Here is a 17,233-nt window from a genome sequence, read left to right on the forward strand (position 1 = left end):
TGGAGAACAGCCAGAAATGATTTCGTTAACAACGTCGCGGCTTACGATGCAGCCAATCCAGACTGACGACTGGGCGTTCTTTTTGCGGTTATACCAGACGCCGGAGGTCATGCGCTTTATCGGCGATATCGAAACGCCCGCGCAAATCCACAGCCGCTTTGAGCAACGCCTTGGCAACTGGGATCGCTACTGCGATTTCTGGCTCTGCCTGCTGATCCGTGAAAAAGAGAGCGGTGCGGCGGTTGGCCTGACCGGTTTTTTCCCCGACTGGCGTCCGTATCAGCAGGGGGAGGTGGGTTTTATTCTGGCACCCGAGCATCAGCGCAAAGGCTATGCGGTAGAGTCTTTACGCGAAGTGTTAAATTTTGCGTTCAACCAGTGCGGATTTCACCGTTTGCAGGCCAATGTGCTGGAAGGCAACGAGGCGTCGCGTCGCGTGCTGGAGAAATGTGGCTTTCAGTATGAAGGGCGGCTGCGTGACAGCTACCGCATTGGCGACGAGTGGAAAAACGACTGGCTGCTGGGGCTGCTTGCCAGCGATACGCGCCCGTAGTTAAAGGCCTTAGTTAAAAACCTTAGTTAAAAAAATGTTGCTCAATCTCTCGACAGATTTTTTCCTCTGCGATATGTTCGTTGAAGGCCGCAACGCGGCCAGCGTCGCTCGGACGGTCCGGGCGCTTACGTATCCCAGAGGAAATTATGGCTGATTCCAGTTCTCCCCGTCGTTTTTCACGCATTGATCGTCTTCCCCCTTATGTTTTCAACATTACTGCTGAACTGAAAATGGCCGCACGCCACCGTGGCGAGGACATTATCGATTTCAGTATGGGGAATCCTGACGGCCCGACACCGCCACACATCGTGGAAAAACTGGTGCAGGTGGCGCAGCGTGAAGACACACACGGTTATTCAACCTCTCGCGGCATTCCGCGTCTTCGCCGGGCGATTTCCCGCTGGTACGCCGACCGCTATCAGGTTGAGATCGATCCGGAAAGCGAAGCCATCGTTACCATCGGGTCGAAAGAAGGGCTGGCGCATCTGATGCTGGCAACGCTCGATCACGGTGATACTGTTCTGGTGCCCAACCCAAGTTACCCGATCCACATTTACGGTGCCGTGATTGCCGGTGCGCAGGTGCGTTCCGTGCCGCTGGCGGAAGGTGTGGATTTCTTTGCCGAGCTGGAAAAAGCCATTCGCGAAACCATTCCGCGCCCGAAAATGATGATCCTTGGTTTTCCGTCTAACCCGACCGCGCAATGTGTGGAACTGGATTTCTTCGAACGCGTGGTCGCGCTGGCAAAACAATACAACGTGCTGGTGATACACGATCTGGCGTATGCCGACATCGTGTATGACGGCTGGAAAGCGCCGTCGATCATGCAGGTGCCGGGCGCGAAAGACATCGCGGTGGAGTTTTTCACCCTGTCCAAAAGCTATAACATGGCGGGCTGGCGTATCGGCTTCATGGTCGGTAATCCTGAACTGGTTAATGCGCTGGCGCGTATCAAGAGTTATCACGATTACGGTACATTCACACCGTTACAGGTCGCGGCGATTGCGGCGCTGGAAGGCGATCAGCAATGCGTCAAAGATATTGCTGAACAGTATCGTCAGCGCCGGAATGTGCTGGTGCGCGGTTTGCACGAAGCGGGCTGGATGGTGGAAAACCCGAAAGCGTCGATGTACGTCTGGGCCAAAATCCCACCTGCTTACGCACATTTAGGCTCGCTGGAATTCGCCAAACGCCTGCTGGCTGATGCCAAAGTCTGCGTTTCTCCGGGGATTGGTTTCGGGGATTACGGCGACACCCATGTGCGTTTCGCGTTAATCGAAAATCAGGATCGTATCCGTCAGGCCATACGCGGTATTAAAGCGATGTTCCGCGCCGACGGCCTGCTGGCACCGAAAAAAGCCAGCAACGAACCGGCCGCCGAATCCGAATAATTTTCCAAAGTCCTGAAAACCAAAAGCATAAAAGCCAGTCATCTGAGGTGACTGGCTTTTTTATTAACGGCTCTTTGTTTAACGGATGTCAGCAGGTGAACAGCCAAACCGCTCGCGGAAACGCAGGGAAAACCGCGAACTGGCGCGATAGCCGCAGGCATCGGCAATTTGTGAAAGGCTCCAGCGTGTGGTTTGCAGCAGCGTCATGGCGTGATGCATACGAATATCCTGCAACAAGGTCCGGAAGCTGATCTGCTCTTCTACCAGCCGTCGCCGCAGCGTGGCTTCACTCATTGCCAGTTGCTGGCTGGCCCGGGCGGCGGTCCAGGCAAATTCTGGTGCGGAAGCTAACAGCGCGGTCAGCCGGGTGCCCAGCGGTTCGCTGGCGCGGGGCATGAATAAAATGCCGCGTTCCGCCAGCGCGATCAGCATGCCGGTTAAACGGTTTTGTTGCACCGCCGTGCTGGCCGGATGAATCAGACCGTGCAGACAATAATCCAGCGTTTCCTGTAATTCATCATCCAGCGGCAGAATCTGAATGCCGTTTAGTGGCGACAGCGGCGTCAGCAGCGGCGCGGTATCGCGGTAGAATCCGGCGTTCAGCGCCGGTGAAAAGCCCAGAAACAGCGACGAGAAGACCCCGTTTTCTGCGTCGGGCATTTTGCTGACGTGCACCTGCGTGTGTTGCGAAATCACCATCAGATGGAGCGAATTCCCCAGCGTCACCCGAGTTTCATGCTCCTGACTCAGCGTCAGTTGCCCGGAATTCACCCGCAGCAGCGAAGGCTCAAAAAAATGAAAATTAGCCGCCTGATGAGGCTGTTGCAGATAAGGCTGTGCCAGTGAATAAAGCCGGTCGTGGATGACCGGCAGCTGGTCTGGCAGAAGATTTCCTGCATTGCTACGCGCTTCCGGATGCATGGTTTCTCCTGCCATCGGGCTTTACTTCACGTTCGGGTTTAAGGTGTAAGTCCCGGTCAGGCTGGCCTGCGCCAGAACGTGTCCGTCGATGGCGGCCAGCACGTCCGGGCCATAGAATTTACCCTGCAATTCCAGCTCAGGAATATCCAGCGCGTACAGCGTAAAGACATAGTCGTGCACAATTTCGTCATTCCACGGCGGGCAGGCACCGTCATAACCGTAATAATCGCCACCCATATTTTCGTCATCGCCAAACCAGGCAGTGTAACCGTTGATGCCGTGACGCATTCCGGCTTCAGCGGGCAGAGCCGGTTTGCCATGCGGCGTTACGCTGTCGCTGTGGCTGCCTTCGGCTATTTCACGGGTGTCCGCAGGAATGTTGATCAGCAACCAGTGGAACAGATCGATACGTGGCAGCGACGCGGAAACCACTTTGCCTTCCTGATTCACGTCGTCCGGACGGCTCGGTACATGCGGATCCACGCAGATTAAGGCAAACGAACGGGTGTTTTCCGGCACGTCGCTCCAGGCTAAATGCGGGTTACGGTTGGCGGAAAGCGCCAGATGGTTGACGGCATCCTGAACCGCAAATGCCAGTTCGCCCGGCATCGGTGCGCCGTTCTCAAAATTCTGACTGATCAATTTCATGGGAAATCCTCTGCATGTGATTGTACTGGGGTAGGCTGTGATTCTATCGCGATGCGTTGTTTTGAAGATGACATAACCGCTCATATTAATCACTTTCCCCGTCATATTGACCGAAAAAGTCAATATGACGGGCGCAGGGGAAAATCAGTCATTATCGCGGTTGTAGTGGATCACCCGACGCTTCCCGTCGATCTGTATGTCTGCCCATCTGCGCTGCACGGGTTTGACCTCACCGTTACGCAGCGCCTGAATCAGCGCGTCTCTATCCTTCTCTTCATACAGATATAGCTCGCCGGCTTGTGTCCATTTTCCGGCCTGACGGGCGAAGATCCGGCAGTTGATGGACGGCGTATCAAACGTATTACAGAAGAAAATCTCTTTCTGCTTATCGTTGTTCAGATCCAGCGTATTGACGATGCAGGCATCTTGTAAGCTCAGACAATCGCGCAGCGTACTGCGGTAATTTTCCAGCTCAGGCAAACTTTTCCACCAGGAATCATCCGGTTGTGAAGCGCCTTTGGCCAGCAGGATCAGTCTCTTCGCGTCTTCAATCCGGTAGTTTTTGGCGGCTTTTTCCGCATCCTTAACGTTGTACGCGCCCCAGCGAGACGTCTGCGCCAGCGAGTTTTTCAACGTGACCTGCAAACGCGGGTCGCTGGTAAACGCCGGGTGTTGCAGAAGTTTCTCCAGCGCTTCATTACCCCGGCGGCCGGTGTCGAAACGCAGTAAATTCAGCGAGAGATCTTTAGCCTGTGTTTTCCCGCTGTCCAGCCGCGCAATCTGGTTATTTACGCTGATTCGGTAAGGATCCAGCAGCGGGCTGTTACAGGCGATCACCAGCAAAACCACCAGCAGCGACAGCGGTTTGTTGAACTGCGTAATGCGTGGCAACCAGTCCGGCCGTTTATCGATGACGGAAAAACAGTAGCAAACCGACGCAATCAGCGTGACGACAATAATCTGCATCGCCCAGATCCGCGACGGCGTCCAGCCATATTGCGACACGCGCAGACCGGTGGCGTACAGCGCCAGCACGCCATACACCGGCAGCAGCAAAATCGCGGCATTGACCATTAGCCGGATGGCGCGCGGATAAGGCTTCACCGGGCTGTCCGTTTCCCGCACCACATTCACCAGTACCAGCAAACCCAGCGCCATCGTTGTGAGCAAACTGGCGGCTGACCACGCCTGAGACAGTGCACTCAGGCCGGTAAACGGCAGGGCGAACAGGAAGATCAGGGCGATGAAGGCCACCAGTGGCAGCAGGCCTTTCAGGATGAAACGGATGATGTTTCGCGTTGTGTTCATCAGTGAAGGCTGAGTGCGGCAGGTAATGACACTGATGCCCAGCAGCAGGCCGTAGACCAGCCAGCCCACCAGCGGGGTATCGAAAAACAGCTGGTGGAAGTACTCGATGCCGATCAGCCGGAACAGCGCTGACCACAGCGCGACCACCCCGACGGCCAGCAGCATCAGCAGCAGGGTTAACATCATGCACAGAATATTCTGGCTGTAACAGGCGGCCAGATTGATGTAGCGATAGCGCGCGTGAGGCGGGAAAGCCTGGACCTGAAGCCACGGTAAAATAAAGAACACCAGCAGCGCCAGCGAAAGCTGGAACGGAACAAGAATGCTGTCGGTCATTGCGCCGGAAACATTGCTTTTGACCCACGCCGCCAGCCCGGTCAGCAGCAGGGTGAGGACGATAATGCCCGCCCAAAACCGTCCGTCTTTCAGCCGGGTAACAGACATCGAAATCAGCACCGGTAATACCAGTGCCATAGTTTGCCCGTAAATATTATGTGTGAAGCGAATTAGCGCAGGTATCTCCGGGGCGGAAAAAAAGAAATACAGCAACAGGCCCTGCAACAGGCAAATCGCCATGATAAAACCACGTGCGGGCGAAGGAACAGGGGGCATTGCGCTTCCTGCCCGGTTGAACTGAGGCATCCGTGACTCTCCAAAGTGTAAAGGGGGACGTAATCAGAAAAATTCCTGTCAGTGTAGAGGGTTCCGCCGCTGAGTGCAGAAAACTCTTCATCGGGCAGAGTTCGCAATTTTGTGAGCCTCACCGCATAACTGGCAAAATCAGCGGCAGTCACTAGGCTTAAACATTGGATGGAGGATTTCGAGGTGAAAATGGCAGAACATGAACTGAAAGAAAAACGCATTGAAATCGTTAAGAATTTCTACGCCAAATTGGATCAGGCTGATGCTTCGTTGTTGGATCTCTTTACCGAAGACGTCGTGCTGTTCTTCCCGAAATTTGGTACCGCTCAGGGTAAGTCATCATTGGGAGAACTGGGCAAACGCTTTGCGCTGGAGATAGACAAAATTCAGCATATTCAGGATGCCTTCGCCTTTTTGAGTGACGGCGACACCGTCGTGCTGGAAGGGCAGATGCGTGGCGTCATGCAAAATGGTGACCGCTGGCCGACGTCGGAAACGGGCAGCCATCACTTTTGCACGGTATTTGTGTTCGACGGTTTGCTGATTAAACGGGTCAGTATTTATCTCGATCCGGACTTTAATCTTGAGGACAAAAAACGGGTCAACAACTACCGCCAGACAGTGAAAGCTGAAGCGTCTTAAAAAAGAAGGGAAGTGGCTTCAACCCACCACTTCCCTTCGCAACTCCCCTCCATTATCAGGACTCGGCGGGGACAACGCTGTTTTTGTAGCGTTGCAGAATCGGAGAATTGATATCCGAAGGATTCTGCAACTGCCACAGATTGCGATCGATACCGTCATTGACCAGATAAATAACCCCGGATTCAATGGCGGACATCAGACACAACATCACCGGCTCGTTGGTGGTATAGCCCAGTTCGCCTTCCAGCAGACGCTGATAGTCGATAAAGCGGAACACCCCGGCCTGCACTTCATACGACAATATCGTCTTACTGGTATTCACTGACGACAGAACTTCCCCAGTATTGACGTCGACAGCACGCAGGTTCACGGCAATCTGATCCAACTGGTACTGGGTGCTGGCACCGATTCCGAAGTAACGTGCACCAATCCCGCCTGACTTCACATTACTTTCGTAGCCAATGATCGAGCCTTCAATCAAAATATTCGCCGCCACCAGCGAGGAAAGCGGACGCTGGTTATTGATGGCGACGCTGCCATTTTCCTGCGCGGCGCGAATAATTTTGCGTTCGTTAAGCAGGTTTTGCAGGCCCTGACGTTCCAGAGGAATAAACCATTTCGAATCTTTCAGCGCGGAAACCAGCATCGCCGTGGCGCTCTGCGGCACCGCCGTAGAGAAGTTACTCGCCGGATACGGTTTGAACTGACCCGTCTCATCCTGAATGTTATATACCGAGACGAAAATTCGCCCGGCCGCTGGCGGCAGGTGCGTCAGGTCGGTGTAGCTGGGCGCTCGGGGTAATAATGTCGGTCTGGCGGCTTCTTTAGGTGCTGCTGTGAGGCACCCGCTCAACACAAAAACTGCGATGAGTAATAAATAGCTGCGCATGATGTTGTTCCTGTTTTTATTGGTCATCGGAATCAGTTAGTCGTTGAGGACAAACCCTGAACCTGAATAGTGGACACTTTGCCGGTTTTGCGATCAGTAACGTTCATCACCAGTTGCCCGTCGGTATTCTGGATATCCACGATAAAGTCCTGTGTCACCAGCCGCCCCGGTTTCCCCTGATTCACGTTGCCCATCAGGCTGCCCAGCAATTGCGACTGGATAGACGCGGTAAAGTTATCCAGCGCCGAGGTACTGGACGTTCCGAAATCATACGCATCGGGATCTTTATACGAGTTTTGCGCCTGTGCCTCATTGAGCAGAAACGCGCCATTATTCGGGTTGCCGCCGAAATTCGGGTTGATGAACTGGAAAACCATATTCCCCCCCCAGGACAACGGGGACGCCGTCAGCAATGCCAGCAGCATCACCGAACGCGGGACAGAGACTGGAATATTCACGATGCTCTCCTTAAAAGAGGCTGTGCATTAAAATTCGTCATGGGCGAGATCCCCGGTGCCAAGTAACGCTTTGTCTAATTGCCGCCGTGATAAGGCTTCTTTGACCCCGGCGATGGCGGTTTCGACGTCCTTATCAAAATTGCGACGGTTCGGAAAAAGCAGGGTCTGATACAAGGTGTCCTGACCTATTTTTATGCTGATCCAACTGCCCCAGCGGGCGCTGGGTCTTTCTGAAATAGTGATCGTTTCCGGGTAGTTCTGTTCCCACCGGTCAGTAAAACCACGGTAAAAATCGTGGCCTACCGACGTCACCGTGCGGTCGGTGATCAACCCCGGATCCCGTACATCAGCGGCCTGGACATGCACGCAGGTAGCACAAAGCAGCGCCAGCCAGAGCCAGAACGATTTCATACAAGGAGTCATGATGTCAGCGCTTGAGATTGTCGTTAGCCCAGGAAGCCGCCTGAGTACGGTTCTTGACGGAAATTTTCCTAAATAAATTATAAAGATGCGTTTTGACGGTGTTCTCACTGATAAACAGCAGACGTGCGATTTCCGTGTTCGACGCGCCAACACGTAACTTATTCAGGATCTCTTTTTCACGGTGAGTCAGGCCGGTGTCTTCACTGTGAAGATGGCGGAAAGCGCCGGACTGGTTGATCAGATAGCTGGCGAACCCCTGAGAGAAGTAGCATTCCCCGCGGATCACGCTTCTGATGCCTTCTACCAGATGTTCTTCATCCGCCGAAAGATAAAAAACGGCACTGATCCGTGGCCAGGTTTCAATTTCACGGAAATGGTAATTATCGGGCGTATTCAGCAGTAATAACTTTACGCTGCTGTGATAGCGGTTAATGGCGGACTGCCATGAATCAATGGTGCGGCGGTCAGCTTCCATCATATCGAAAAGAATTAATGTCTCCTGTAGATACTGGTCGTCCAGAGACTTATGAATATTGTGCAACCGTGTATTGACGTAAAGCTGTTGTTTTAATTGCTGCAATAAAGCACTGGCTTGTAATGATGGTTTGGTCACTAATAAAAGAATATTATTATTGATTGCTGCTTCATTACTCATAATGAAACCCTGCCCTGATTTTTTATCGCCACAGCCGGTCGGTGCCTGATATTTAAACAGACAGAAAAAAGACTGTGATTTTATTTTGCTAAATCTATAGCTGTATATTTGCTGTGTATATCTGAAAACTGAAAATATTCACGGCCTGATGCACATAATAATTCATGTCGTTTCATGTGCGGTACAGACTCAATTTAGCTTTTGGTTTCCCTTACGCAAGGCTTATTTATGTTTCAAAATGTAACTCAAAATGTATAAAGTTTTCTTAATGTATTGCGTTAATTTTGCAGCCCGCGGCATAAAGGGAATTTAAGTAACGCTTTTACACAATCTTAACGTTCGACCTTGTTAAGACTGCATATTTAAGGATTACTTAACACAAATAATCCTCCTGAAACTGCAGATGTTTGCATGATTCATCGTAAATAAAGCCAATATCAGCCGCTCATACATTTGATTTAGCTTAGGTGAGCCGCCCGTAAAGGCCTTTCAGGCGTGGGGAAAGCAGGAATAAACAGGGTGAAAAGGGGACAGGGTGTCAATGTTAAGCGTTGGAAATGTGCGAAAGATCTCTTTTATGGGCAAATTGACCTCTGCGCCGGATTAAGAATAGTTGCATTTGTGTGATTATTTGAGTGGCTGTTTTTGAGCACTTTAGGATTAATGCCATGGGGTAGATTAGCCACGCTGACCTTTAACTGAAATGTTGTGGTCAATCCGCATGAGAAGAGCAATCTCATACTTTTTGATGAACCTGATAATTAAAATACGACGTGCGGGTGAGTTTCTTATTTTGATGAAACACCATAATCAATTCGTCAACAGCAATAAAACTGGCGAGAAGATATTATCTGATCGTCGGGTTTAAAAAGGTGACGAAATGAAGAAGATATTACTGACCCTGGCGTTACTTTCCATATCCTGGGTCGTTCAAGCACAACAATCTGACATGGGTTATTCAGATTTTAATTCTGACAGTCCGGATCAGTATTTTGCTGGCGCGAGAAATTCATCAGGGAATTCATCAACGATTTACCAGAACGGTAACAACAACGCAGCCTATAACAATCAGACGGGTTCCGGAAATTCCAGCGTTATTCGTCAAATAGGTACGGAAAATACTGCGGTGGTGAATCAGAGAGGTAATGGGAATAACGCTGATATTTCCCAAAGCGGCAGCGATAATTTTGCCTACATATCGCAAAGCGGCGGCGGGGATGCATCCATTACGCAACAGAATTTTGGCAATACGGCTTACATTCTGCAAAAAGGCCGGAGTGTGACGGAAATTCGCCAGAATGGTACGAACCAGAGCAGCGGTGTCGTGCAAAACTCGTCAGGAATGGCGATTAGAGTGACACAGCATTAACAAACATACGTTCTTATGACATGACATCCGATATTAAACCAATGGGGTAGCATCATGAAACTTTGGAAAATTGTGGCAGTCTCCGCTTTAGTCGTCAGTGGCAGTGCGTTTGCAGGTGGTCATGGTAATGACCATGGCAATCCTCCTCCTTCAAATCCACCATCAACAGTGCCGACATTCACTGCCACTCAGTGGAATTCTGAAATCCAGATTTACCAACAGGGGACGTCTAACCTGGCAAACGCCACTCAAGCTGGCGCGCAAAAATCTCTGACCAGTATTGACCAGAGTGGTTACAGAAACGCCGCGAACACAACTCAGACGGGTGATGGCAGCCTGCTCAGCGTCGTGCAGAAAGGTGATTTCAACACCACGAATGCATCTCAGAGCGCTAACGGCAGTAAAATTCTGGTTTCCCAGAGTGGTACTGGCAACTACGCTCAGGCTTCACAAGGTGCTAACGGCGCTTTGACCAGCATTACTCAGTCCGGTACGGGCAACCTGGCTTACGCCAACCAGAACTGATCGTCTCCTCCCTCTTTCGCGGGGGAGGTGCTATAAAAACAGGGCACGAGCCCTGTTTTTTTTCGACTGAATACAGAGGATAAATGTCATGCACTTACTTCTGATTGCCGCAGTGATGTCCAACCAGCTCTGGTTCGACACTCATAATGATGCCCAAACGTACACCGTTACGCCGATGGTGAATCTCACCAAAGCCTGCGCCTGTCAGGTGGCGGTGTCTGTTTCACAGGAAAGTACCTCGGGCACCAGCACCAGCCGCCAGAGCCAGAATATAAACCTTTCCGCCAATCGGCCTCAGCCGCTCGGGCAAATGCGTTTTGCCGTAAAACCGGGTGGCAAAACGCAAATCATGATTACGGTTACTGACGGCGATAAGCTGCGGCTGGAAAAACTACTGACGCTGCCCAATGACGCCTGACGCAGACGGCGGTTACCGGCATCAGACCGCCAGACTGTCATAGCCTTTGCGACGATAATGAAGGGCTGAAATCCCCCAGAACACCACGAAAATCGCCACGGCGGCATACCCGACGCTGCCCATATTGTCGTTCAGTTGTTCGATCACCGCCCAGAATGCGCCGTGCAAATCCAGCTTGTCTGCCATCAGCCCCAGTGCTTCCAGCCCGCCGATAAACAGCGCGATAAACACGCTGGTGGCCGTAATGGTCATGTTGTAATACAGCTTGCGCACCGGTTTATCAAACGCCCAGCCGTAAGCGCCGACCATAACAAAATTGTCGAGTGAGTCGATCAGCGCCATGCCGCTGGCGAACAGCGCCGGGAAAATCAAAATGCTCCAGACGGACATCCCGGAGGACGCGCCCGCAGCGGAAATGCCCAGCAGGCCGATTTCCGTGGCGGTATCAAACCCCAACCCGAACAAAAATCCCACCAGATACATCTGCCAGCTTTTATTCACCAGATTAAACGCGAAGCTGAAAATCCGGCTCATGATGCCGCCCTGAACCTGATGTGACTCTTCGTTGTCGGTGAACGTCTGCCCCTTTTTCACTTTCTGAAAACGGCGGTATACATCGCGCAAGATCAGCGCATTGAGCAGCGCCATCATCAGTAAAAACAGGGCAGAAATCAGCGTGCCAATGGTGCTGCCGTACTCATGCAGCCAGCCGATTTTGTTGCCGAACACCAGTGACGTGGCGGCAATCGCCACGCAGGCCAGTACCACAATGCTGGAATGCCCGAGAGAGAAAAACGCCCCGACCGCCACTGGCCGCTGACCCTGCTGCATCAGCTTGCGGGTCACGTTATCGATAGCCGCAATATGATCTGCATCGACCGCGTGCCGCAGGCCATATCCGTAAGCCAGCAACGCTGCTGCCATCAGTGCCGCATGATGACGAAACACCAGAAATGCCCAGCCCCAGGCCAGTAAATTAATGGCCAGCAGCGCGGTTAACAACCAGGAAGCGCGGCGGTGGGTGTGGAAAATGTCACGGCTAATCATGGGGATCCTTATTGTTTTGATAAAGAAGCTGAAACAGAAGAAGAGAACTGCAGACGTGCACAGGCGACGACGGCCTGACCGAGCGCCAGCCCGCCGTCGCCGGCCGGAATGCGTTGCGGCATCAGCACCTGTAAAGGCGACAGATGATGATGCAAACGCTGGCGGAGCAGGCGGTTATGCAACACGCCGCCACCGAGTGCGACGGTGCGGGTGCCAGTGCGGACACAATGAAAACGGGCGAGGGCGGCAAAACCCTGCGCCAGTGCGTCATGAAAGGCGAAAGCCCGCGCGGCAGGTGACGCCTGCCAGCCGAGCCACTGCTGCCAGAAAGTGGCTAAATCCAGAAAAGTGCCGTCGGGCGTAGGGTGCAGCGGGAACGTAACCGGATGCGAAATACCCTCCGCCCGGTGTGCCAGCGCTTCGAGCTGGCAGGCGGCTTCGCCTTCCCAGCTCAGTTGCGCGGGGGCGCAGCCGAGTGCGGCGGCGACGGCATCAAACAGTCGCCCGCACGAAGACGCCAGCGGCGAATTCACACCGGCGGCGATGGCTTTCGACAGCGGCAGCCACGGGTGTCCATCCAGCACGCACGCTTCAGAAAGTGACTGCCAGCCGGGGACGAAAGCCTGCCACTGCGCCAGCAAATTACGCCACGGTTCATGCGCCGCGCGGTCGCCTCCGGGCAGCGCCACGGCGGGTAATCCGCCTAAATGTTCGCAATGCAGATAATCCACCTGCAAACATTCACCGCCCCACAGCGCCCCCGTTTTGCCTGCGAAAATGCCGTAACCCAGCCCGTCCAGTGCCAGCCCGATCACGTTGCCGCCGTCCAGCGGCCAGCCGTTTTCTGCCAGACAGGCAGCGAGATGCGCGTGATGGTGAAGTACGTCAACCACCCGTATTCCGTGGCTTTCAGCCTGAGCGTGGCTGACGTAAGCGGGGTGTGCATCGCGGGCAATCGCCACCGGCGTGCATTCATAAAGATGCAGAAAATGTTCAATCGCCTGCTGTTGCTGCCGGGCAATATCACCGTCAGCCAGCGAACCGAAATGGGCGCTGAGAATGGCCTGATTGCCGCGCACCAGACAGAACGTATTTTTGAGGTCACCGCCCAGCGCCAGTACAGGCGGCTGGGTGTCAAAACCGGCGGGCAGGGGGATTGCGTCGGGCACAAAACCCCGAGCACGGCGTAAAACGTCGGTGCCCTGCGGCGTCAGCCGAACCAGTGAATCATCGGCGCGCTGAACGATATCGCGGTTATGCAAAAGCCAGACATCGGCAATTTTGTCGAGCTGACGAAGTGCATCGTCATTGTTCAGTACCGGCGCGCGCCCGGCCGCGTTACCTGATGTCATCACCAGCGGCGTGCCGCAGGCCTGCATCAGCAAGTGATGCAACGGCGTAAACGGCAGCATCAGGCCGACCTCATCCAGCCCCGGCGCCACCGCCGCGCACAAAGGTGACGTTGCGCTTTTCACCGTCAGCACAATCGGCGCCGCAGGGGAACTGAGCATTTCGCGCAAGGCACACTGCGGGCTGTCTTCACTGCTGCATTGTGCCAGCCAGCGGATATCGGGCAGCATCACCGCCAGTGGTTTTGACGGGCGATTTTTGCGTTCCCGCAGCCGCATTACTGCGCTCTGTTGCGTGGCATCGCATGCCAGATGAAAACCGCCCAACCCTTTGATCGCGACAATTTCACCCGCCTGCAATGCGCTCACGGCGTATCTCAGCGCGGCATTTCCCTGTGCCAGCGTTTCACCGTTTTGCCGCGTGGCGCGGACTTGTGGCCCGCAGTCCGGGCAGGCGACCGGTTGTGCGTGAAAGCGCCGGTCGGCGGGATCCTGATATTCCTGCTGACATGCCGGGCACAGCGCAAATTCCGCCATGCTGGTGGCAGGGCGGTCATAAGGCATCGCGCGGATGATCGTGAATCTCGGGCCGCAATGCGTGCAGTTGGTGAAGGCATAGCCGAAACGGCGGTCGCCGGGACGGGTGATTTCCTTCAGACATTCCGGACAGGTCGCCGCGTCGGGCACCACCTGCGTGCTCATCTGCTGGCGACGGCTGTTTGTAATGGAGAAAGTTTGCGGAGGAATTTGCCAGTTAAAACGGCCGACACTGACACTGTCAATGCGCGCCAGCGGCGGACATTCACGTTTTACCTGAGCGATAAACGTATCAATATCAGCGGGCTGAAAAAGTCTTATTTCCACGCCCGCGCTGTCATTACACACCTCGCCGCGAAGCTGCATCCTGTCTGCCAGTTGCCAGATAAAAGGCCGGAAACCGACGCCCTGAACCTTGCCGCAGATACGGATCACGTGAGAATCAAACATACAGCCTCATGGAATTTTGGGGGATTTGGGTGTGCTCCTCCCCCTGCGAAGGGGGAGGTTGGGAGGGGGTTTAGCAGGCAACTGGGATTGTGACCGATCAGACCCACACCCCATCCCAACCTTCCCCTCGTGAGAGGGGAAGGAGCTTAAAAACCTCCCACTTTGCAGGGGGAGTCGCTAAAAAATTAGACTTCCACCACCGGGATCACATCCTCAACGGCACTGCGCAGGCGTGCTTTCATGTCGCTGTAGGTTTGCTGTGCGTAGTTTTCTGCCCAGCGCTGATCGGCAATCTGTTCAACGTTAACGGCGCAATACTTGGTTTCCGGCGTTTTGGAAATCGGATCCAGATTTTCCTGCGTCAGTTCGTTACAGGCACCAATCCACCACTGGTAAGTCATGTACACCGCGCCGATATTGATACGTTCATTGAAGTTAGCGCGTGAAATGACTTTGCCACGGCGCGAGGCGACCCAGACCAGTTGCTGGTCACGGATGCCCAGCGCTTCGGCGTCCTGCGGATGCATCTGCACAAAACCCGGTTCGTCGGCCAGCGTTTGCAAGGCGGCGCAGTTGCCGGTCATTGAACGGCAGGAATAGTGGCCGACTTCACGGACGGTACACAGCACCAGCGGGTAACTTTCATCCGGCACTTCTGCCGGTGCGCGCCACGGTGCGGCAAATAGCTGGCCTTTGCCGGTCGGCGTATCGAAGCGATTATCCGCGTAAAGGTACTGCGTCCCCGGGCTTTCCAGCGTGGTACAAGGCCACTGAATGTGCCCGAGTTCACCCATTTTTTCGTAGGTTGCGCCATAAAACAGCGGGCACAGGCTGCGCATTTCGTCCCAGATTTCCTGGTTGTCGTTGTAATGCATCGGATAACCGAGTTCTGTCGCCAGCAGGCTGATGATTTCCCAGTCGCGTTTTACGTTGTATTTCGGTTCGATGGCTTTCTCGAAACGCTGGAAGCCACGGTCGGCGCAGGAGAAGACACCGCCGTGTTCCCCCCAGGATGTCGCAGGCAGGATCACATCGGCCTGTTCCGCTGTTTTGGTCATGAAAATATCCTGCACCACCACAAATTCCAGCGCCTCGAAGCCTTTGCGTACCAGACTTAAATCGGCCTCAGTCTGCAACGGATCTTCGCCCATGATGTAATAGGCTTTCACATGGCCTTCAATCGCCAGATGCGGGATTTCGGTAATACGGTGGCCGACTTCGGTGTCCATCTGGTTAACGTCAATGCCCCACGCATCGGCAAATTTCGCACGAACTTTCGGGTCGGTGACCGACTGATAGCCGGGGAATTCATTCGGCAGAACGCCCATGTCACAGGCACCTTGCACGTTATTTTGTCCGCGCACCGGGCCGACGCCAACGTTGGCACGGCCCAGATTACCGGTCAGCAATGCCAGCCCGGCCAGCCCTTTCACCACATCCACGGCCTGCCCAAACTGAGTCACGCCCATGCCCCACATGATGGTGGCAGAAGGTGCAGCGGCGTAGGTGCGCATCGCCTGACGGATTTGCTGCGCTGAAACACCGGTCTGCTCAGCGACCGCTTCCGGTGAATAATCGGCAACGTTTTTGCGGTATTCCTCGAAGCCTTCGGTGTATTTCGCCACGTAGTCGTGGTCATACAGATTTTCTTCGATCAGCACATGGGCAAACGCATTCACCAGCGCCATGTTGCAGCCGTTTTTGATTTGCAGATGTTGGTCGGCAATGCGTGCGGTTTCGATACGGCGCGGGTCACAGACGATAATCTGTGCGCCTTTCTCTTTGGCTTTAATCACGCGACGCGCGACGATCGGGTGAGAATCCGCGCAGTTATAGCCGATCACCAGCAAACATTTTGAATTCTCGATATCGCCGATGGAGTTACTCATTGCGCCGTTACCGAGCGTGGCCTGCAAACCGGCAACGGACGGGCCGTGACACACGCGGGCGCAGCAGTCGACGTTGTTGGTGCCGATGACCGCACGGGCAAATTTCTGCATCACATAGTTGGTTTCGTTGCCGGTACCCCGGGAAGAACCGGTGTGCATAATTGAACGCGGGCCGTGTTTTTGTTTGATTTCTTTCAGGCGCTGCGCGGTATAGCGGATGGCTTCATCCCAGGTGACGGCTTCGAATTTTCCGCCTTTCTGGCGGCGGATCAGTGGCTGCGTCAGGCGCGGGGTTAGCAGTTTAGTATCGTTCAGGAAATCCCAGCCGTAATAGCCTTTCAGACAGAGTTCGCCCTGATTGGTGACGCCGTTGGCGGCTTCGGCGCGAATGATTTTTCCGTTATCCACAACCAGATTCAATTTACATCCGGCCCCGCAATACGGGCAGACAGTGGTGACTTTTTTCATGTGATTACTTCCTCTATCCGGAGTTAAAACAGCAGGGGAGATGTGCTGTCGAGCGCAGCGCGGCGGCGTTTTTCTGCGTTCATTTCCTGTAAGTGATTACGGTCGATGGCGAAAAGCGCCTTGGTCGGGCAAACCTCCATACAGGCCGGGCCACCTGCGATGCCCTGGCACAGGTCGCATTTATGTGCTTCGGCTTTGTCCGACGTGGCGACCATTGCCGCGCCGTTCTGGCGGAAAATCGGTTTGGTGACCACTTCCATCGCGCCGTACGGGCAGGCGACGACGCAGGTTTTGCAGCCGATGCAGCGTTCCTGCATCACCTGAACGTGATCGCCGGTACGCAGAATCGCGCCGTTCGGGCAGACGTTGGCGCAAGGCGCGTCTTCGCACTGGCGACACATCACCGCGGTGCTGAGATTCACGCCTTTAATGACGTGCAGGCGCGGGGCGAAAGTCGCGGCATTCAGCAGCGAGATATCCTGAGAATCGCTGTGCGCCATGACGCAGGCAATTTCACAGGTACGGCAGCCGATGCATTTTTTAGGATCGGCGATGATGAACCGGTTCATGTATGACTCCCTTAGGGGATTTCTGTGTACTTAAAATGAAGTGGTTAAAAGTTTTCATCTACTGCTATACATAAACCATGCC

At 54.0% G+C, this 17,233-nt stretch carries 17 protein-coding genes; 6 read left to right on the top strand and 11 right to left on the bottom strand.

Going from position 1 to position 17,233, the window contains the following annotated elements:
• Nucleotides 1–16 precede the first annotated feature (16 nt).
• Entirely contained in the window at nt 17–553 is a 537-nt protein-coding gene (locus ACM5QY_RS10455) for a GNAT family N-acetyltransferase (RefSeq protein WP_416120562.1), read from the top strand.
• Nucleotides 554–699: 146 nt separating this feature from the next.
• The gene (gene alaC, locus ACM5QY_RS10460; RefSeq protein WP_416120563.1) at nt 700–1,944 is read left to right on the top strand and encodes an alanine transaminase; all 1,245 of its coding nucleotides are present in this window, start codon (nt 700–702) and stop codon (nt 1,942–1,944) included.
• Between the two features lie 78 nt (nt 1,945–2,022).
• On the opposite strand, the gene ACM5QY_RS10465 is transcribed toward alaC, so the two are convergent.
• The 3 genes from ACM5QY_RS10465 to ACM5QY_RS10475 all read right to left on the bottom strand — a co-directional run bounded on the left by ACM5QY_RS10465 (nt 2,023) and on the right by ACM5QY_RS10475 (nt 5,433).
• A complete protein-coding gene (locus tag ACM5QY_RS10465; RefSeq protein WP_416120564.1) occupies nt 2,023–2,865 on the bottom strand; it encodes a helix-turn-helix transcriptional regulator in 843 nt (280 codons plus the stop codon).
• Nucleotides 2,866–2,886: 21 nt separating this feature from the next.
• A complete protein-coding gene (locus ACM5QY_RS10470) occupies nt 2,887–3,513 on the bottom strand; it encodes a YbhB/YbcL family Raf kinase inhibitor-like protein (RefSeq protein WP_416120565.1) in 627 nt (208 codons plus the stop codon).
• Nucleotides 3,514–3,657: 144 nt separating this feature from the next.
• Nucleotides 3,658–5,433 carry a DUF4153 domain-containing protein gene (locus ACM5QY_RS10475; protein WP_416120566.1) on the bottom strand — a complete coding sequence of 592 codons (1,776 nt, stop codon included), beginning with the start codon at nt 5,431–5,433 and terminating at the stop codon, nt 3,658–3,660.
• A gap of 219 nt (nt 5,434–5,652) precedes the next feature.
• Here ACM5QY_RS10475 and ACM5QY_RS10480 point away from each other — a divergent pair, with 219 nt between their 5' ends.
• Entirely contained in the window at nt 5,653–6,105 is a 453-nt protein-coding gene (locus ACM5QY_RS10480; RefSeq protein WP_416120567.1) for a nuclear transport factor 2 family protein, read from the top strand.
• 55 nt (nt 6,106–6,160) lie between these two features.
• Here ACM5QY_RS10480 and csgG read toward each other — a convergent pair whose 3' ends face one another.
• The 4 genes from csgG to csgD are packed head-to-tail and all read right to left on the bottom strand — an operon-like array spanning nt 6,161 to nt 8,530.
• A complete protein-coding gene (csgG, locus tag ACM5QY_RS10485; protein ID WP_416120568.1) occupies nt 6,161–6,994 on the bottom strand; it encodes a curli production assembly/transport protein CsgG in 834 nt (277 codons plus the stop codon).
• Nucleotides 6,995–7,026: 32 nt separating this feature from the next.
• Entirely contained in the window at nt 7,027–7,419 is a 393-nt protein-coding gene (csgF, locus tag ACM5QY_RS10490; RefSeq protein WP_104924663.1) for a curli production assembly/transport protein CsgF, read from the bottom strand.
• A 60-nt stretch (nt 7,420–7,479) separates the two neighbouring features.
• Complete coding sequence (gene csgE, locus ACM5QY_RS10495; RefSeq protein WP_104921159.1) at nt 7,480–7,863, bottom strand: curli production assembly/transport protein CsgE; 384 nt, start codon at nt 7,861–7,863, stop codon at nt 7,480–7,482.
• Nucleotides 7,864–7,879: 16 nt separating this feature from the next.
• Entirely contained in the window at nt 7,880–8,530 is a 651-nt protein-coding gene (csgD, locus tag ACM5QY_RS10500) for a biofilm master transcriptional regulator CsgD (protein ID WP_416120569.1), read from the bottom strand.
• Nucleotides 8,531–9,410: 880 nt separating this feature from the next.
• On the opposite strand from csgD, the gene ACM5QY_RS10505 reads away from it, so the two are divergent.
• From ACM5QY_RS10505 to csgC, 3 genes are all read left to right on the top strand, one after another.
• Entirely contained in the window at nt 9,411–9,899 is a 489-nt protein-coding gene (locus ACM5QY_RS10505) for a curlin (protein WP_416120570.1), read from the top strand.
• Between the two features lie 54 nt (nt 9,900–9,953).
• Nucleotides 9,954–10,424, top strand: a complete 471-nt coding sequence (gene csgA / locus ACM5QY_RS10510) for a curli major subunit CsgA (RefSeq protein ID WP_416120571.1) — start codon at nt 9,954–9,956, stop codon at nt 10,422–10,424.
• Nucleotides 10,425–10,512: 88 nt separating this feature from the next.
• On the top strand, nt 10,513–10,842 hold the full coding sequence (gene csgC, locus ACM5QY_RS10515; protein ID WP_416120572.1) for a curli assembly chaperone CsgC: 330 nt from the start codon (nt 10,513–10,515) through the stop codon (nt 10,840–10,842).
• A gap of 21 nt (nt 10,843–10,863) precedes the next feature.
• Here the strand turns inward: csgC and ACM5QY_RS10520 are convergent, their stop codons facing one another.
• From ACM5QY_RS10520 to hydN, 4 genes are all read right to left on the bottom strand, one after another.
• Nucleotides 10,864–11,889, bottom strand: coding sequence for a HoxN/HupN/NixA family nickel/cobalt transporter (locus ACM5QY_RS10520; RefSeq protein WP_416120573.1), 1,026 nt, complete (start codon nt 11,887–11,889; stop codon nt 10,864–10,866).
• An 8-nt stretch (nt 11,890–11,897) separates the two neighbouring features.
• Entirely contained in the window at nt 11,898–14,225 is a 2,328-nt protein-coding gene (hypF, locus tag ACM5QY_RS10525; RefSeq protein WP_416120574.1) for a carbamoyltransferase HypF, read from the bottom strand.
• A gap of 185 nt (nt 14,226–14,410) precedes the next feature.
• Complete coding sequence (gene fdhF / locus ACM5QY_RS10530; RefSeq protein ID WP_416120575.1) at nt 14,411–16,582, bottom strand: formate dehydrogenase subunit alpha; 2,172 nt, start codon at nt 16,580–16,582, stop codon at nt 14,411–14,413.
• A 23-nt stretch (nt 16,583–16,605) separates the two neighbouring features.
• Nucleotides 16,606–17,151, bottom strand: a complete 546-nt coding sequence (hydN, locus tag ACM5QY_RS10535) for an electron transport protein HydN (protein ID WP_416120576.1) — start codon at nt 17,149–17,151, stop codon at nt 16,606–16,608.
• Nucleotides 17,152–17,233: the final 82 nt, after the last annotated feature.

This window comes from Rahnella sp. PCH160, from assembly GCF_047784855.1.
Taxonomy (GTDB): Bacteria; Pseudomonadota; Gammaproteobacteria; order Enterobacterales; family Enterobacteriaceae; genus Rahnella.

Coding starts and splice junctions, on each gene's coding strand:
- ACM5QY_RS10455 (WP_416120562.1), top strand. CDS start 17: ATGATTTCGTTAACAACGTCGCGGCTTACGATGCAGCCAATCCAGACT.
- alaC (WP_416120563.1), top strand. CDS start 700: ATGGCTGATTCCAGTTCTCCCCGTCGTTTTTCACGCATTGATCGTCTT.
- ACM5QY_RS10465 (WP_416120564.1), bottom strand. CDS start 2,865: ATGCATCCGGAAGCGCGTAGCAATGCAGGAAATCTTCTGCCAGACCAG.
- ACM5QY_RS10470 (WP_416120565.1), bottom strand. CDS start 3,513: ATGAAATTGATCAGTCAGAATTTTGAGAACGGCGCACCGATGCCGGGC.
- ACM5QY_RS10475 (WP_416120566.1), bottom strand. CDS start 5,433: ATGCCCCCTGTTCCTTCGCCCGCACGTGGTTTTATCATGGCGATTTGC.
- ACM5QY_RS10480 (WP_416120567.1), top strand. CDS start 5,653: ATGGCAGAACATGAACTGAAAGAAAAACGCATTGAAATCGTTAAGAAT.
- csgG (WP_416120568.1), bottom strand. CDS start 6,994: ATGCGCAGCTATTTATTACTCATCGCAGTTTTTGTGTTGAGCGGGTGC.
- csgF (WP_104924663.1), bottom strand. CDS start 7,419: ATGCTGCTGGCATTGCTGACGGCGTCCCCGTTGTCCTGGGGGGGGAAT.
- csgE (WP_104921159.1), bottom strand. CDS start 7,863: ATGAAATCGTTCTGGCTCTGGCTGGCGCTGCTTTGTGCTACCTGCGTG.
- csgD (WP_416120569.1), bottom strand. CDS start 8,530: ATGAGTAATGAAGCAGCAATCAATAATAATATTCTTTTATTAGTGACC.
- ACM5QY_RS10505 (WP_416120570.1), top strand. CDS start 9,411: ATGAAGAAGATATTACTGACCCTGGCGTTACTTTCCATATCCTGGGTC.
- csgA (WP_416120571.1), top strand. CDS start 9,954: ATGAAACTTTGGAAAATTGTGGCAGTCTCCGCTTTAGTCGTCAGTGGC.
- csgC (WP_416120572.1), top strand. CDS start 10,513: ATGCACTTACTTCTGATTGCCGCAGTGATGTCCAACCAGCTCTGGTTC.
- ACM5QY_RS10520 (WP_416120573.1), bottom strand. CDS start 11,889: ATGATTAGCCGTGACATTTTCCACACCCACCGCCGCGCTTCCTGGTTG.
- hypF (WP_416120574.1), bottom strand. CDS start 14,225: ATGTTTGATTCTCACGTGATCCGTATCTGCGGCAAGGTTCAGGGCGTC.
- fdhF (WP_416120575.1), bottom strand. CDS start 16,582: ATGAAAAAAGTCACCACTGTCTGCCCGTATTGCGGGGCCGGATGTAAA.
- hydN (WP_416120576.1), bottom strand. CDS start 17,151: ATGAACCGGTTCATCATCGCCGATCCTAAAAAATGCATCGGCTGCCGT.